Source organism: Leclercia sp. GHBNCSD (assembly GCF_055805075.1).
The window spans coordinates 574,424-591,295 of record NZ_JBQVYO010000001.1 but is presented as its reverse complement, the minus strand read 5'-3'; the positions used below and the strand labels follow the sequence as shown (position 1 = coordinate 591,295).

The 16,872-nt window shown below is 54.2% G+C and carries 12 protein-coding genes and 7 tRNA genes; 5 read left to right on the top strand and 14 right to left on the bottom strand.

Going from position 1 to position 16,872, the window contains the following annotated elements; genetic code table 11:
• Window positions 1-144: 144 nt before the first annotated feature.
• Entirely contained in the window at window positions 145-1,575 is a 1,431-nt protein-coding gene (miaB, locus tag ACT3IC_RS02950) for a tRNA (N6-isopentenyl adenosine(37)-C2)-methylthiotransferase MiaB (RefSeq protein ID WP_103178685.1), read from the bottom strand.
• Between the two features lie 136 nt (window positions 1,576-1,711).
• Between miaB and ubiF the strand changes: the two genes are divergently transcribed.
• On the top strand, window positions 1,712-2,887 hold the full coding sequence (gene ubiF / locus ACT3IC_RS02945) for a 3-demethoxyubiquinol 3-hydroxylase (RefSeq protein ID WP_159339286.1): 1,176 nt from the start codon (window positions 1,712-1,714) through the stop codon (window positions 2,885-2,887).
• A gap of 97 nt (window positions 2,888-2,984) precedes the next feature.
• On the opposite strand, the gene ACT3IC_RS02940 is transcribed toward ubiF, so the two are convergent.
• The 12 genes from ACT3IC_RS02940 to nagB all read right to left on the bottom strand — a co-directional run bounded on the left by ACT3IC_RS02940 (window position 2,985) and on the right by nagB (window position 9,855).
• Window positions 2,985-3,059 (bottom strand) — tRNA-Gln (locus tag ACT3IC_RS02940).
• Between the two features lie 36 nt (window positions 3,060-3,095).
• Window positions 3,096-3,170: transfer RNA gene (locus ACT3IC_RS02935), tRNA-Gln, on the bottom strand.
• Window positions 3,171-3,213: 43 nt separating this feature from the next.
• Window positions 3,214-3,290 (bottom strand) — tRNA-Met (locus ACT3IC_RS02930).
• Between the two features lie 16 nt (window positions 3,291-3,306).
• Window positions 3,307-3,381, bottom strand: a tRNA-Gln gene (locus ACT3IC_RS02925).
• A 33-nt stretch (window positions 3,382-3,414) separates the two neighbouring features.
• A tRNA-Gln gene (locus ACT3IC_RS02920) sits at window positions 3,415-3,489 on the bottom strand.
• Window positions 3,490-3,512: 23 nt separating this feature from the next.
• A tRNA-Leu gene (locus tag ACT3IC_RS02915) sits at window positions 3,513-3,597 on the bottom strand.
• Between the two features lie 8 nt (window positions 3,598-3,605).
• Window positions 3,606-3,682, bottom strand: a tRNA-Met gene (locus ACT3IC_RS02910).
• A gap of 225 nt (window positions 3,683-3,907) precedes the next feature.
• Window positions 3,908-5,572, bottom strand: a complete 1,665-nt coding sequence (gene asnB / locus ACT3IC_RS02905; protein WP_103178688.1) for an asparagine synthase B — start codon at window positions 5,570-5,572, stop codon at window positions 3,908-3,910.
• Between the two features lie 250 nt (window positions 5,573-5,822).
• Window positions 5,823-6,575, bottom strand: a complete 753-nt coding sequence (locus tag ACT3IC_RS02900; RefSeq protein WP_159339285.1) for an HAD-IIA family hydrolase — start codon at window positions 6,573-6,575, stop codon at window positions 5,823-5,825.
• Between the two features lie 45 nt (window positions 6,576-6,620).
• Window positions 6,621-7,841, bottom strand: coding sequence for a DNA-binding transcriptional regulator NagC (gene nagC / locus ACT3IC_RS02895; RefSeq protein WP_103178689.1), 1,221 nt, complete (start codon window positions 7,839-7,841; stop codon window positions 6,621-6,623).
• Between the two features lie 8 nt (window positions 7,842-7,849).
• Window positions 7,850-8,998, bottom strand: coding sequence for an N-acetylglucosamine-6-phosphate deacetylase (gene nagA / locus ACT3IC_RS02890; protein WP_103178690.1), 1,149 nt, complete (start codon window positions 8,996-8,998; stop codon window positions 7,850-7,852).
• Window positions 8,999-9,054: 56 nt separating this feature from the next.
• Entirely contained in the window at window positions 9,055-9,855 is an 801-nt protein-coding gene (gene nagB, locus ACT3IC_RS02885; RefSeq protein ID WP_103178691.1) for a glucosamine-6-phosphate deaminase, read from the bottom strand.
• A gap of 328 nt (window positions 9,856-10,183) precedes the next feature.
• Between nagB and nagE the strand changes: the two genes are divergently transcribed.
• The 4 genes from nagE (at window position 10,184) to chiQ (ending at window position 16,196) form a co-directional block, all read left to right on the top strand.
• On the top strand, window positions 10,184-12,133 hold the full coding sequence (gene nagE, locus ACT3IC_RS02880) for a PTS N-acetyl glucosamine transporter subunit IIABC (RefSeq protein ID WP_159339284.1): 1,950 nt from the start codon (window positions 10,184-10,186) through the stop codon (window positions 12,131-12,133).
• Between the two features lie 179 nt (window positions 12,134-12,312).
• The gene (gene glnS / locus ACT3IC_RS02875) at window positions 12,313-13,980 is read left to right on the top strand and encodes a glutamine--tRNA ligase (protein WP_103178693.1); all 1,668 of its coding nucleotides are present in this window, start codon (window positions 12,313-12,315) and stop codon (window positions 13,978-13,980) included.
• A 433-nt stretch (window positions 13,981-14,413) separates the two neighbouring features.
• Window positions 14,414-15,820, top strand: a complete 1,407-nt coding sequence (chiP, locus tag ACT3IC_RS02870) for a chitoporin ChiP (RefSeq protein WP_156654102.1) — start codon at window positions 14,414-14,416, stop codon at window positions 15,818-15,820.
• 46 nt (window positions 15,821-15,866) lie between these two features.
• Window positions 15,867-16,196: a ChiQ/YbfN family lipoprotein gene (chiQ, locus tag ACT3IC_RS02865; protein ID WP_473478866.1), complete on the top strand. Its 330-nt coding sequence runs from the start codon at window positions 15,867-15,869 to the stop codon at window positions 16,194-16,196.
• A 155-nt stretch (window positions 16,197-16,351) separates the two neighbouring features.
• Here chiQ and fur read toward each other — a convergent pair whose 3' ends face one another.
• On the bottom strand, window positions 16,352-16,798 hold the full coding sequence (fur, locus tag ACT3IC_RS02860) for a ferric iron uptake transcriptional regulator (protein ID WP_010428651.1): 447 nt from the start codon (window positions 16,796-16,798) through the stop codon (window positions 16,352-16,354).
• Between the last annotated feature and the right edge of the window lie 74 nt (window positions 16,799-16,872).

Sequence of the window (16,872 nt, the reverse complement as noted above, 5' to 3'; positions counted from 1 at the left end):
CCTCTTAATGTCTCGGGTGTCATAGGGCAGTGGGTCTGTCTTATGAAAGTATTCACGCCACGGAATAAAGGCGCAAGCATTGCGAAGGATATGGGGGAGAGCAGGGGGAAATACAAGGCCTGTCAGAAACGACAGGCCGAAGGATCACGGCTGATAAACGCTGACGCCGAGATCGTTTTCTTTACGAGTACGGGCAATCACCGATTCCGGCGACTGGGCGACGCGCAGGCCCATTTCATCTTCGGTGCGCACCAGTTTGCCACGCAGGGAGTTGGTCAGCACCTCGAGGATCTCAATATCGACGAACTTGCCCACCAGATCCGGCGTACCTTCGAAGTTCACCACGCGGTTGTTCTCTGTACGGCCAGAGAGCTCCATGATGCTCTTACGTGAAGTGCCTTCTACCAGTACACGCTGCACGGTGCCGAGCATCCGGCGGCTCCAGGCGTTGGCCTGCTGGTTAATGCGATCCTGCAGAATATAGAGACGCTGCTTTTTCACCTCTTCCGGCACGTCGTCAACCATATCGGCGGCAGGCGTCCCTGGACGCGCCGAGAAGATGAAGCTGTAACTCACGTCGAAGTTCACATCACCAATCACCTTCATGGTGCGTTCAAAATCGTCGTCCGTTTCCCCCGGGAAGCCGACGATGAAGTCAGAGCTTATCTGAATATCCGGGCGCGCTTCACGCAGCTTGCGGATAATCGCTTTATATTCCAGCACGGTGTGGGTGCGGCCCATCAGGTTCAGTACGCGGTCAGAACCACACTGGATCGGCAGATGCAGGAAGCTCACCAGCTCTGGCGTATCGCGGTAAACCTCGATGATGTCATCGGTAAATTCGATCGGGTGGCTGGTGGTAAAGCGGATGCGGTCGATACCGTCAATCGCCGCCACCAGACGCAGCAGTTCAGCAAACGAGCCGGTGCTGCCGTCATAGTTCTCGCCGCGCCAGGCGTTAACGTTCTGCCCGAGCAGGTTCACTTCGCGCACACCCTGTGCCGCCAGTTGGGCGATCTCAAACAGGATGTCGTCGCAAGGACGGCTGACTTCTTCGCCGCGGGTATAAGGCACCACGCAGTAAGTACAGTATTTATTGCAGCCTTCCATGATGGAGACGAAGGCGGTCGGGCCATCTGCGCGCGGTTCCGGCAGACGGTCAAATTTTTCGATTTCCGGGAAGCTGACGTCAATAATCGCCTTGCGATTACCGCTTCCGCGTACGGCGTTGATCATCTCCGGCAGACGGTGCAGGGTCTGCGGACCAAAAATAATGTCGACGTAGTGGGCGCGCTGACGAATCAGCTTCCCTTCTTGCGAGGCAACACAACCGCCGACGCCGATGATGATATCCGGGTTTTTCTGCTTGAGGAGCTTCCAGCGACCTAACTGGTGAAAGACTTTTTCCTGCGCCTTCTCACGGATTGAGCAGGTATTCAGCAGCAGCACATCTGCCTCTTCCGCCACGTCGGTGAGTTGATACCCATGGGTGGCATCCAGCAGATCGGCCATCTTGGATGAATCGTATTCGTTCATCTGACAGCCCCAGGTTTTAATATGGAGTTTTTTTGTCATCGACTTGCTCATGCTCAGGATTGCAGGGCGCGTATTGTAATGCTTTGGTGCGGTTGTGACCAGTATGAAGGTTGTCAGCCTCAAGGCCAAAAAAATCCGGTAAACTTAGGAGATTATCAAATAAGGACAAATGACCATGACTATCCAACAAGCCGGGATCGCCGTCGTCGGCGGCGGTATGGTCGGCGGGGCGCTGGCGCTGGGGCTGGCGCAACACGGGTTCGACGTCACCGTTATCGAACAGGCGCCACCTGCTGCTTTTGACGCGTCACAGCAGCCGGATGTACGCATTTCGGCGATCAGCGCCGCGTCAGTTGATCTGCTTCGTGGGCTGGGGGTATGGGACGCGGTGCTGGCCATGCGCGCGCATCCGTATCGTCGCCTGGAGACCTGGGAGTGGGAAAACGCCCACGTGGTGTTTGACGCCGCGGAGATGAAACTCCCGCTGCTGGGTTACATGGTTGAAAATAGGGTGCTGCAACAGGCGCTCTGGCAGGCGCTGGAGGCGCATCCGCAGGTGACGCTGCGCGTTCCTGCGTCGGTGAAGGCGCTCCACCGCCACAACGATCAGCATCTGATTGAGCTGGATAATGGCGAGCAGCTGGCGGTAAAACTGCTGGTTGGGGCCGACGGCGCAAATTCCCGGGTGCGCGAGCTGGCCGGGATCGGCATTCACGCCTGGCAATATCAGCAATCCTGCATGCTGATCACCGTCGCCTGTGAGAACGATCCGGGTGACAGCACCTGGCAGCATTTCACCCCGAACGGTCCGCACGCGTTTTTACCGCTGTTTGACCGTTGGGCATCCCTGGTGTGGTATGACACCCCCGCGCGGATCCGCCAGCTGCAGGGGCTCTCTATGGAACAGCTGCAGCGCGAAATCGCCCACCATTTCCCGCCGCGTCTGGGTAAGGTCACGCCGGTCGCCGCAGGGGCATTCCCCCTGACGCGTCGTCATGCGCTGAAGTATGCCCGCGAAGGGCTGGCGCTGGTCGGCGATGCGGCGCATACCATTCATCCGCTGGCGGGGCAGGGGGTTAACCTGGGCTATCGCGACGTCGAAGCGCTGATAGATGTACTCAGTAATGCCCGCAGCCACGGCGAAGCCTGGGCCAGCCATCAGGTGCTTAAGCGTTATCAGATGCGACGAATGGCCGATAACTTCATTATGCAGTCCGGGATGGATCTCTTTTACGCCGGGTTCAGCAACGATCTCGGGCCGCTGCGCATCCTGCGTAATGTGGGATTGATGGCGGCACAGCGCGCCGGTGGACTGAAACGTCAGGCGCTGAAGTACGCCTTAGGGCTCTAGACATTCCCTGGGCCGGGTAAGGCGAAGCCGCCACCCGGTTTGTTCAGTCTGGAAACGTAGAAAAGCAAAAAGCTCGCCGAAGCGAGCTTTTTTTATGTGGCTGGGGTGCAGGGATTCGAACCCCGGAATGCTGGTATCAGAAACCAGAGCCTTACCGCTTGGCGACACCCCAATTGCGTTAAACAAATAGCTTAACGACTTTTTAAATTGGCTGGGGTACGAGGATTCGAACCTCGGAATGCCGGAATCAGAATCCGGTGCCTTACCGCTTGGCGATACCCCAACAAATTTTTTGCTTTACCGACCGGAATCGATACAAGCTGATATGGTGGCTACGACGGGATTCGAACCTGTGACCCCATCATTATGAGTGATGTGCTCTAACCAACTGAGCTACGTAGCCAGACTGCTTTCTTCGATGGCTGGGGTACCTGGATTCGAACCAGGGAATGCCGGTATCAAAAACCGGTGCCTTACCGCTTGGCGATACCCCAATAACCGCGGAGAACCGCAAAATCGAAGAAATATGGCTGGGGTACCTGGATTCGAACCAGGGAATGCCGGTATCAAAAACCGGTGCCTTACCGCTTGGCGATACCCCATCCGTGCAACGCTTACCTGGGAATGGTGCGGGAGGCGAGACTTGAACTCGCACACCTTGCGGCGCCAGAACCTAAATCTGGTGCGTCTACCAATTTCGCCACTCCCGCAAAAAAGATGGTGGCTACGACGGGATTCGAACCTGTGACCCCATCATTATGAGTGATGTGCTCTAACCAACTGAGCTACGTAGCCATCTTTTTTTCGCGTTACCTTATCGGCGTTGCGGGGCGCATTATGCGTATAGACCCTTGCAGCGTCAACACCTTTTTCAACGAAAATGTCTGGAATGTGACTGTTTGGTTAGGTTGCGAACAGCGTGACCGAATATTCGGCAATTATTGGTTATTAATCGTTTTTGTCCAGCGAAACGCGAGGCAAAAAAAGAGGCCCCGAAGGGCCTCATGGCGATCTGACTGATTACTTATAGGCGGACTGATGCACACCCACGGCACGACCTGATGGATCGTTCATGGTTTTGAAAGCTTCATCCCACTCAATGGCTTTCGCCGAGGAGCAGGCGACGGAAGGACCGCCAGGAACACACTCTGCTGCGCTTGGCAGCGGGAACAGCTCTTCGAAGATCTCACGGTACAGATAGGCTTCTTTCGAACCCGGCGTGTTGTACGGGAAGCGGAAGCTGGCGGTTTCCAGTTGCTGATCGGAAATCTGCTTCGCTGCCACCTCTTTCAGGGTGTCGATCCAGCTGTACCCTACGCCGTCAGAGAACTGCTCTTTCTGACGCCATGCCACGCTTGCAGGCAGGTAAGATTCGAAGCATTCGCGCAGAACGTGTTTCTCCATCTTACCGTTGCCGCACATTTTGTCCTGCGGGTTGATACGCATGGCCACGTCGAGGAATTTTTTATCCAGGAAGGGAACGCGCGCTTCAACACCCCATGCAGACATCGCTTTGTTGGCACGGGCGCAGTCAAACATGTGCAGGGCCTGCAGTTTACGCACGGTCTCTTCGTGCAGCTCTTTGGCATCCGGCGCTTTATGGAAGTAGAGGTAGCCGCCGAACACTTCGTCAGAACCTTCGCCGGAAAGTACCATTTTAATGCCCATAGCCTTGATTTTACGGGACATCAGGTACATCGGCGTGGAGGCGCGGATGGTGGTCACATCATAGGTTTCAATGTGATAGATAACGTCGCGGATCGCATCCAGCCCTTCCTGCACCGTAAAGTGGATCTCATGGTGCACGGTGCCCAGGTGATTTGCCACCTCCTGCGCGGCTTTCAGGTCCGGGGATCCTTCCAGGCCGACGGCGAAGGAGTGCAGCTGCGGCCACCAGGCTTCGGAGCGCTCCTGATCTTCCACGCGACGTGCGGCATACTTTTTGGTGATCGCCGAGATAACGGACGAGTCCAGACCGCCTGAGAGCAGCACGCCGTAAGGCACGTCCGACATCAGGTGGCTTTTCACTGAATCTTCCAGCGCCTGGCGCAGCTCGTTTTTATCGGTGACGTTGTCTTTAACGGCATCGTAATCGAACCAGTCGCGCTGATAGTACTGGCGAATTTCGCCATCCTGGCTCCACAGATAGCTGCCTGCCGGGAACTCTTTGATGGTGCGGCAAACCGGCACCAGGGCTTTCATTTCAGAGGCAACATAGAAGTTGCCGTGCTCATCATGGCCCATATAGAGCGGGATAATCCCGATGTGGTCGCGGCCAATCAGGTACGCATCTTTTTCGCTATCGTACAGCGCAAAGGCAAACATACCCTGCAGATCGTCGAGGAACTCGGGCCCTTTCTCCTGGTAGAGGGCCAGGATCACTTCGCAGTCAGAACCGGTCTGGAAGGTGTAGCGATCGCCGTACTCCGCGCGCAGCGCCTGGTGGTTGTAGATTTCACCGTTGACCGCCAGCGCATGGGTTTTTTTCTCGTTATATAACGGCTGGGCACCGGCATTGACATCCACAATCGACAGACGCTCGTGCGCCAGGATGGCTTTATCGCTGGCGTAGACACCGGACCAGTCCGGGCCGCGATGGCGCATCAGACGGGAGAGTTCCAGTGCTTTTTTACGCAGTTCGCCTGCGTCAGTTTTGATATCCAGTACGCCGAAAATTGAACACATAACCTTCTCCATTAACCCTGTTGCAGTGTGATGTTGCTTGCTTATGAAAATGCCGCAAAAGCGGAGGGGCGGCAAGCGATTTGCCGGGTAAAAAGAAAAAAGTGCAATACCTGTTGATGAATGTTGAAAAAAGCGTACGCCTTAAGCTGGATTATTGATGTTTATTCAGTAAAAGGCGTTTTTTATTAGATGAATTTCTATTTTTGACGCGGCAAAATGAAAAAACCACGTCCGGGGACGTGGTTTTGGGTTACAGGACATCAATTTCCGCGACCGAGGGGTAAATCCAGCTTGGTCGGAACGGCATCGAATCGATATCGTCCAGGGTGGATACCCCCGACAGGACCAGGATGGTTTCCAGCCCGGCCTGGAAGCCGGCCAGAATATCGGTGCGCAGGTTATCGCCCACAATCACCGTATCTTCCGAGTGGGCCTGCATTGTGTTGAGTGCTGCACGAATGATCCACGGGCTGGGCTTACCAACATAAAACGGCATGCGGCCGGTCATCTTCTCAATACCGGCACAGAGTGCGCCGCAGGCCGGGTAAAAGCCGCGGCCATGGGTATCCGGGTTGGTGGCGATAAAGCGGGCGCCGTTGGCGACAAAGAAGGCCGCCTTGTGCATCATCTCCCAGTTATAGGAGCGCGTTTCGCCAACGATAACAAAGTCGGGGTTGACGTCGGTGATGGTAAAGCCCGCTTTGTACAGTTCATGGATCAGTGCGCCTTCACCGACTACATACGCTTTTTTGCCTTCCTGACGCTTCAGGAAATCTGCGGTGGCCATTGCCGAGGTATAGAACACGCTGGCGGGCACATCGATACCGGCGTTGGCAAAACGGTTCGCCAGATCCTGTCCGGTCTGCGACGGGAAGTTAGTGAGCAGCACCAGCGGCATACCCTTTTCCATGATGCCGTTAAGAAACTCTGCAGCGCCCGGCACGGCAACGTTGTCGTGCATCAGCACGCCGTCGATATCACAAATAACATTCTTAATGGTCATGAACTTCCCGACATCAAAAAAAGAAGGCGTCACTATAAAGCGCTGTCAGCTTTCCAGCAAACGCTGCAACAGGATACCGTTAAGCATGGCGCGTTTTACCAGGGCAAAAGCGCCAATCGCGGAACGGTCGTTCAGCGCGGAGCGAACCACCGGCAGGTTCTGGCGAAACGCCTTCAGCGCCTGGGTATTGATGCACCCTTCGATGGCAGGCAGCAGCACTTTTTCGGCCTCGGTAATTTCACCGGCGATCACCACTTTTTGTGGGTTAAACAGGTTGATGGCGATGGCAATGGTTTTACCCAGATGACGGCCAACCTGCTCAATCACTTCACTGGCTAACGCGTCGCCCTTATTGGCCGCCCGGCAGATGGCGCTGATTTTACAGTCATCGAGCGTGACGCGGCTCTGATAACCCTGCTCCAGCAGATGGCGCACCCGCTGCTCAATGGCGGCGTTGGCAGCGACGGTTTCCAGACAGCCAAAGTTGCCGCAGTGGCAGCGCTCACCCAGCGGGTCAACCTGAATGTGGCCAATCTCGCCCACGTTACCGTTACGGCCAATAAAAATGCGGCCATTAGAGATAATACCGGCACCCGTACCGCGGTGAACGCGCACCAGAATTGAGTCTTCACAATCCTGACTTGCACCAAAGTAGTGCTCGGCCAGCGCCAGGCTGCGGATATCGTGACCCACAAAGCAGGTTACGGCGAAACGCTTTTCCAGCGCGTCGATCAGCGCCCAGTTTTCGACCTGAATATGCGGCATATAGCGGATCACGCCGCTTTCGGGATCGACGAGCCCGGGCAGGATCACCGAAATGGCAATCAGCTCGCGGATTTTGCGCTGGCAGGATTCGATAAACAGCTCGATGGCGTTAAGCAGCGCATGTTCGAGGGTCTCCTGAGTGCGTTCCGGCAGGGCATAGTGCTCTTCAGCAATGGCCTTACTGCTGAGATCGTACAGCGTCAGGGTGGCGTCATGACGTCCAAGGCGCACGCCAATGGCGTGGAAATGACGGGTTTCGGTAACAATTGAGATAGCGCGACGGCCTCCGGTGGAGGCCTGCTGATCCACTTCTTTAATCAGCCCGCGCTCAATAAGCTGACGGGTAATTTTCGTCACGCTGGCGGGGGCAAGCTGGCTCTGTTCTGCAATCTGAATCCGCGAGATGGGTCCGTGCTGGTCAATCAGTCGATAAACCGCCGCACTGTTCAGCTGTTTTACCAGATCAACGTTGCCAATTTGAGCTTGTCCGCCAGGTGTCATACTTTCGCTTACTCTGTAACGACCTCGTTACCATTAACGATGGTCTTGATGATTTTATAATCGTGTGTGAATGCGGTGAGGTTAGCGACCATCCCCGGTGCAATACTGCCCAGCTGTTTATCTACGCCTATCGCGCGTGCCGGATAGAGCGTTGCCATACGCAGCACTTCATCGAGGGCAATGCTGCAATGTTCAACCAGATTGCGCACGCCTTCGATCATGGTCAGAGCCGAGCCGCTTAACGTTCCGTTCTCATCCACACAGAGTCCATTCCGGTAGTATATTGTTTTACCAGCAAAAATGAACTGTTCAATATTTGCCCCAGCTGGTGCCGTGGCGTCTGTTACCAGACACAGTTTGTCACCTTTCAGGCGCTTAGCGTTACGCACGTTGGCGTAATCGACATGTAAACCGTCAACAATAATGCCGCAATAGACATCTGGTTCGTCGAAGATCGCCCCGGCGAGACCGGGTTCGCGTCCGGTAATATAAGGCATAGCATTATAAAGATGGGTCGCGAAGGTGATACCGGCGCGGAAGCCCACTTTGGCCTCTTTTAGCGTGGCGTTGGAATGCCCTGCAGAGACCACAATACCTGCGCCCGCCAGCTTGCGGATCACCTCAGGATCGACCATTTCTGGCGCCAGGGTCACTTTGGTGATCACATCCGCGTTGGCACAGAGAAAATCAACCAGTTCACCGTCAGGTTTACGGACGTAATCAGGATTATGGGTGCCTTTCTTGACGATATTCAGCCACGGCCCCTCAAGGTGCAGACCCAGCGCCTGGTGTGGATATTTCGCCAGATATTCACGCATCACGCGAACGCCTTGCTTCATCAGGTCGTCGCTGGTGGTAATAAGCGTCGGCAGGTAGCTGGTGCAGCCCGATTTTTCATTGGCGCGCTGCATAATTTCCAGCGTTTCAACGGTGACGGCTTCGGCAGTATCGTTGAACTGCACGCCGCCACAGCCGTTAAGCTGTACGTCGATAAAACCGGGGGAGATGATTGCTCCATTGAGCGAGCGTTGTTCAATGTCCGCTGGCAGTTCGGCCAGTGGGCAGACACGTTCAATCAGGCCATTGGCGATAACGATCGCATGGTCATCCAGAATTTCATGGCCGGTATAAATCCGACCGTGGGTTAAAGCGTACATAACGACCCCCGGTTTAAAAATAGCATGCCGTCTCTGCAGGCAGAGACGGCGTCACATTACAGACCTTTAATATTTTCTGCTTCTAATTCGTTGAAATACTTCAACGTCTTCACTTTCAGTTCCATGGTAGACGGTTCATCGCATACCACAACTGCTTTCGGATGCAGTTGCAGACAGCTGATGGTCCACATGTGGTTGACGTTGCCTTCTACCGCCGCCTGCAGCGCCTGCGCTTTTACACTGCCCAGCACCAGAATCATCACTTCTTCCGCATCCAGCAGGGTACCCACGCCAACGGTCAGGGCATATTTTGGTACCTGGTTAACGTCGCCATCAAAGAAACGGGAGTTTGCCACACGGGTGTCATGTGTCAGGGTTTTGATACGGGTACGGGAGGCCAGAGAAGAAGCAGGTTCGTTGAAGGCGATATGACCGTCGTTACCGACGCCACCCATGAACAGGTGGATTTTACCGTAAGCACGGATTTTTTCTTCGTAATGACGGCACTCTGCATCAATATCCGGGGCATTTCCGTCCAGCAGATTAATATTTTCCGGTTTAATATCAATGTGATCAAAGAAGTTCCGGTGCATGAAGCTATGGTAGCTCTCCGGGTGCTCTTTTGGCAGGCCTACATACTCGTCCATGTTGAAGGTGACAACATGTTCAAAGCTAACCTGGCCCGCTTTATGCATCTCAACCAGTGCTTTATAGGCGGTAAGAGGTGTGCCACCGGTAGGCAGACCCAGTACAAAAGGACGATCGGCTGTCGGTTTGAACGCGTTGATACGTTGTACGATATGGCGAGCAGCCCATTTGCCGACTTGTTCTGCGGTTGCCAGGGGGATCAGTCTCATTATTCACCTCTGAAGTTTTAGTAAAAGTTGGCGGATTGCTTGTCGGGGTATGATATAAGCCTAACCTGTTTCACACCGAGAGGGGTCAATCCGTCCTGATTTTTCGTATCATAAAATAAGTTTTCACTGTTTGCCAGTACAGGGGAGGGGAAGAAACAATATTTGGTGACAAAACTCACAAAAAGTACGCGTTTAATTTGCGATACGAATTAATTTTTCAGACACTCTCAAAGCCAGTGAATCATCAACTGTATTTATCGTTCGTTACACAATAAAAAAACATAGTTTATGCGCGAGCCTTAACAAAGGGTCTCGTAGGGGGAATAGGATGAATATTTTAGGTTTTTTCCAGCGCCTCGGTAGGGCTTTGCAGCTCCCTATCGCCGTGCTACCGGTTGCAGCGCTCCTGCTGCGATTCGGGCAACCCGATCTTCTTAACGTGCCGTTTATTGCTCAGGCTGGCGGCGCAATTTTTGACAACCTGGCGCTGATTTTTGCCATCGGTGTGGCGTCAAGCTGGTCAAAAGACAGCGCTGGTGCTGCGGCACTGGCCGGGGCCGTGGGTTACTTCATCCTCACGAAAGCGATGGTGACCATCAACCCTGAAATCAACATGGGCGTACTGGCGGGTATCATTACCGGCCTCGTCGGTGGTGCCGTCTACAACCGCTGGGCAGGTATCAAACTCCCTGACTTCCTGAGCTTCTTCGGCGGAAAACGTTTCGTGCCGATCGCGACGGGCTTTTTCTGTCTGATCCTTGCCGCCATCTTTGGCTACGTGTGGCCACCGGTGCAGCACGCTATCCATGCGGGTGGCGAGTGGATCGTTTCCGCGGGCGCAATGGGTGCGGGTATCTTCGGTTTCATCAACCGTCTGCTGATCCCAACGGGTCTGCATCAGGTGCTGAACACCATCGCCTGGTTCCAGATTGGTGAGTTCACCAACGCGGCGGGTGCCGTGTTCCACGGTGATATCAACCGTTTCTACGCAGGCGACGGCACCGCGGGCATGTTCATGTCCGGCTTCTTCCCAATCATGATGTTTGGTCTGCCTGGCGCTGCGCTGGCAATGTACCTGGCTGCGCCGAAAGAGCGTCGCCCAATGGTTGGCGGTATGCTGCTGTCCGTTGCGATCACGGCCTTCCTGACCGGCGTGACCGAGCCACTGGAATTCCTGTTCATGTTCCTGGCGCCGCTGCTGTATCTCATGCACGCCTTCCTGACCGGTATCAGCCTGTTTGTGGCCACTCTTCTGGGTATCCATGCTGGCTTCTCCTTCTCCGCAGGCGCTATCGACTACGTGTTGATGTACAACCTGCCGGCGGCAAGCAGCAATGTCTGGATGCTGATGGTGATGGGCCTGGTGTTCTTCGTTATCTACTTCCTCCTGTTCAGCGCGGTTATTCGTATGTTTAACCTCAAAACGCCGGGCCGTGAAGAGACAAAAGATGACGTCGTAACCAGTGAAGCAAACAGCAATACCGAAGAAGGTTTAACTCAGCTGGCAACCAGCTACATTGCCGCTGTAGGCGGTACCGATAACCTGAAAGCCATTGATGCCTGTATTACCCGCCTGCGTCTGACCGTTGGCGACTCTGCGCGCGTGAGCGATGCCATGTGTAAACGCCTGGGCGCGTCTGGTGTGGTGAAACTGAACAAACAAACCATCCAGGTTATCGTGGGTGCGAAGGCCGAATCTATCGGCGACGAAATGAAAAAAGTGGTTGCCCGTGGGCCGGTCGCTGCTGCCTCAACGGATAGCGCACCCGTGGCTGACGCGCCGGTTGCGAAACCGCAGGCGGTGCCAAATGCGGTAACCATTGCCGCACTGGTTTCGCCAGTCACCGGTGAGGTGGTGGCTCTGGAGCAGGTTCCTGATGAAGCCTTCGCCAGTAAAGCCGTGGGTGACGGTGTCGCGGTTAAACCAACGGAGAAAACCGTTGTGTCGCCTGCGGCGGGCACCATCGTTAAAATCTTCAATACCAACCACGCGTTCTGCCTGGAAACCGACAAAGGGGCGGAGATCGTTGTCCACATGGGCATCGATACCGTAGCGCTGGGTGGCCAGGGCTTCAAACGCCTGGTCGAAGAGGGTGCGGAAGTGGTGGCGGGTCAGCCGGTTCTGGAGATGGATCTCGACTACCTGAACGCCAACGCGCGCTCGATGATTAGCCCGGTTGTCTGCAGCAATATCGATGACTTCAGCGGCCTGGTCATTAAGGCGCAGGGTCAGGTTGTGGCCGGTCAGACACCTCTGTATGAAATTAAAGGCAAATAAGTGCTCCTGAGTAAGCGTTAGTGCCTGAGCGGCGGGGATATCCCCGCCGCTTTTTTTTGCAGCAATCGCCCTCATAATTCTCTTCCGGGACCGTTTTTTGCGTAACTAAAGGTTGTCACTACGCCCGGCTTATAAGATCATATGCCGTTATACGTCGTTTACGCTTTGAGGAATCCACGATGAGTGAGGCTGAAGCCCGCCCGAGCAACTTTATCCGTCAGATCATTGATGAAGATCTGGCCACTGGTAAGCACACCACAGTTCATACCCGTTTCCCGCCGGAGCCGAATGGCTACCTGCATATTGGTCATGCGAAATCGATCTGCCTGAACTTCGGCATCGCGCAGGACTATCAGGGTCAATGCAACCTGCGTTTCGATGACACCAACCCGGTGAAAGAAGATATCGAATACGTAGAGTCCATTAAGAACGACGTGCAATGGTTGGGCTTCAACTGGTCTGGCGACATCTGCTACTCCTCCGACTATTTTGACCAGCTGTATGCTTACGCCGTAGAGCTGATCAACAAAGGTCTGGCCTACGTTGACGAGCTTTCCGCTGACGAAATCCGCGAATACCGCGGCACGCTGACCGCGCCGGGCAAAAACAGCCCGTACCGCGATCGCAGCGTGGAAGAGAACCTGGCGCTGTTTGAAAAAATGCGTGCCGGTGGCTTCGAAGAGGGTAAAGCCTGCCTGCGCGCTAAAATCGATATGGCCTCACCATTTATCGTGATGCGTGACCCGGTGCTGTACCGCATTAAGTTTGCCGATCACCATCAGACCGGCAGCAAGTGGTGCATCTACCCAATGTACGACTTCACCCACTGCATCAGCGATGCGCTGGAAGGCATTACTCACTCCTTATGTACGCTGGAGTTCCAGGACAACCGTCGTCTGTATGACTGGGTGCTGGATAACATCTCCATTCCGGTGCATCCGCGTCAGTACGAATTCTCTCGTCTGAATCTGGAATACACCGTGATGTCCAAGCGTAAGCTGAACCTGCTGGTTACCGACAAGCACGTTGAAGGCTGGGATGACCCGCGTATGCCAACCATCTCCGGTCTGCGTCGTCGTGGCTATACCGCCGCATCTATCCGCGAGTTTTGCAAACGCATCGGCGTGACCAAGCAGGACAACACCATTGAGATGGCGTCGCTGGAATCCTGCATTCGCGAAGATCTGAACGACAATGCGCCGCGCGCGATGGCTGTTATCGATCCGGTTAAGCTGGTTATCGAAAACTATCCTCAGGGCGAAAGCGAGCTGGTGACCATGCCGAACCATCCGAGCAAGCCGGAGATGGGTAGCCGTGAAGTGCCGTTCAGCGCAGAGATCTGGATCGATCGCGCCGACTTCCGCGAAGAAGCGAACAAGCAGTACAAACGCCTGGTGCTGGGCAAAGAAGTGCGCCTGCGTAATGCCTACGTGATCAAAGCTGAGCGTGTTGAAAAAGATGCTGAAGGCACTATCACCACGATCTTCTGCAGCTACGATGCCGAGACTCTGAGCAAAGATCCTGCCGATGGCCGCAAGGTGAAAGGCGTTATCCACTGGGTCAGCGCGGCACATGCGCTGCCGGTTGAGATCCGTCTGTACGATCGCCTCTTCAGCGTGCCAAACCCGGGTGCCGCAGAGGACTTCCTGGAGGTCATTAACCCGGAGTCGCTGGTGATCAAGCAGGGCTTTGCGGAGCCATCCCTGAAAGGGGCTGTTGCCGGCAATGCGTATCAGTTTGAGCGCGAAGGTTACTTCTGCCTCGACAGCCGCTACGCCACAGCCGATAAACTGGTGTTTAACCGTACCGTTGGTCTGCGTGATACCTGGACGAAAGTCGGCGAATAACCGATCATTTTCTGATAAACGCCGCGCATTGCGGCGTTTTTTTTGCCAGACAATCGGGTCAGAATTTAACCATATGTTCGCGTTGCGAATTAATTCCCTTTCTTAAAACTGTTCGCTTTTTCTTCCTTTTCGCAAATTCACCGTAATAGCTATCAGAATGGCTGTTTAATGCCTGCCTGTTAAAAATAACTCGCTAATTATTCCTGTTATTTTAATAAAATATTCTTCTTCCTTTGCTTTGTTACAATTAGCAATCAAATATGTGCGCTTTGTCATAATCCTGACGTTTGATCGCTGAAAAGCATTGATAATTCGCGTCGCGAAAAATAGTCTACAGAGAGGAGATGTAAGCGGGTATTTCTGGTTACCTCCACTTTTTACTTTTTGTTTTTCGCCGTTTTAGGCGCTTTAAATACGTCAAAGAGGATTAATTATGCGTACGTTCAGTGGCAAACGTAGTGCGCTAGCGCTGGCTATTGCCGGTGTAACAGCAATGTCAGGCTGGATGGTTTCTCCGAAAGCCCAGGCCGAAGGTTTTATTGATGATTCCACGCTCACGGGCGGTATTTATTACTGGCAGCGTGAACGTGACCGTAAAGATGTCGAAGCAGATAAATATAAAACTAACCTGGCTCACTCCACCTGGAACGCCAACCTCGATTTCCAGTCCGGCTATGCCGCCGATATGTTCGGTCTTGATCTTGCTGCGTTCACGGCCATTGAAATGGCGGAAAATGGCGACAGCGGCCACCCGAACGAAATTGCGTTCTCCTCCAGCAACAAAGCCTACAAAGAGGACTGGTCCGGCGATAAGAGCGGAATCAGCCTGTATAAAGCCGCAGCAAAATTTAAATACGGTCCGGTCTGGGCGCGCGGTGGCTGGCTGCAACCAACCGGCCAGACCCTGTTAGCGCCACACTGGAGCTTTATGCCAGGTACCTACCAGGGTGCCGAAGCCGGGGCAAACTTTGACTACGGCGACAGCGGGGCGCTGAGTTTCTCGTATATGTGGACCAACGAGTACAAAGCGCCTTGGCATCTTGAGATGGACAAGTTCTATCAGAATGACAGAAAAACCCGCGTTGATTATCTCCACTCATTTGGCGCGAAGTACGATTTCAAAAATAACCTGATTCTGGAAGCCGCGTTTGGCCAGGCGGAAGGCTTCATCGATCAGTACTTTGCCAAAGCGAGCTACAAACTGGATATCGTGGGCGGCCCCCTCTCTACCAGCTACCAGTTCTACGGCACGCGTGATAAAGCCGATAGCGGCACCGTGAACGATATCTACGACGGCACGGCATGGCTGCAGGCGCTGACCCTGGGTTATAAGGTCGGTCAGGTCGACTTACGTCTGGAAGGGACTTACGTTAAGGCGGAAGGGCAGCAGGGCTATTTCCTGCAGCGCATGACCCCAACCTATGCTTCGTCCAACGGTCGTCTGGACGTGTGGTGGGATAACCGCTCCGACTTCAACGCCAACGGCGAAAAAGCGGTCTTCTTCGGCGCGATGTATGACCTGAGCAACTGGAACCTCGCAGGCTGGAGCGTCGGTGCTTCTTATGTTTACGCCTGGGATGCAAAACCAGCAGACTGGCTGATCAACAGCGCGGGCCAGCGTGAAGATATCGCCTCTAACAAGATCAAAGAGTCTGCCTATAGTCTGGATGCGATCTACACCCTGCAGGACGGTCGCGCGAAAGGCACCATGTTCAAACTGCACTTCACGCAGTATGACAACCATTCCGACATCCCAAGCTACGGCGGCGGCTACGGCAACATCTTCCAGGATGAGCGTGACGTGAAATTTATGGTTATCGCCCCGTTCACCATCTTCTGATGACTCACCCGGCGGGGGATAACCCCGCCGATCGGAGACTGCTATGCTGAAAAAAATCGTACTGGTTGCGCTGCTGGCATCAGGACTGGCCGCCTGCGCACAACCCCAGACCCAGAGAGAAGACACCCGTCTGAAAGAGGCCTACAGCGCCTGTATCAATACCGCTGAAGGTTCGCCAGAAAAAATCGAAGCCTGCCAGAGCGTGCTGAACGTGCTGCGCCAGGAGAAGAAGCACGAACAGTTTGCCAACCAGGAAAGCGTGCGAGTGGCGGATTACCAAGCCTGTATTATGGCGCGCAAAACGGGTAACAATCAGGACGTGACCAAAAATTGCGACAAAATCTGGCAGGAAATTCGCAGTAATAACAGCAAGTAATTCGCTGTTTTTAACGCCCGGTGGCGCGATGCTCACCGGGTCTACCAGGGTGAAATCACCCGTAGGCCCGTGTAAGCGCAGCGCCACCGGGCTTTTTACATTATGACAGGCATAAAAAAGCCAACCGTCAGGTTGGCTCGGAGCAGGCGGATGAATTATTTCGCGTCGTGCGCGTGATCATCTTCGCGGCAGTCGCCTTCGGCACAGTGGCCATAGAGGTAGAGACTGTGGTTGGTCAGACGAATGCCATGACGGGCGGCAATTTCACGCTGACGTGATTCGATAGAGTCGTCGCTGAATTCGATCACTTTGCCGCAATCCAGGCAAATCAGGTGATCGTGGTGATGCTGCTGCGTCAGTTCAAATACGGATTTCCCGCCTTCAAAGTTGTGACGCGTCACGATGCCTGCATCGTCGAACTGGTTCAGTACACGGTAAACGGTCGCCAGACCAATCTCTTCGCCCATGTCGATCAGACGCTTGTATAAGTCTTCCGCACTGACATGATGGTTATCCGGACCCTGAAGCACTTCCAGGATTTTTAACCGTGGAAGCGTGACTTTCAGTCCGGCCTTCTTTAATGCGGTGTTGTTGTCAGTCATGCGGAATCTGTCCTGTTGCTAAACGATTCACTTCTAAAGAAGAAGTGACAGAAAATGCACCTGGGAAATGCGTC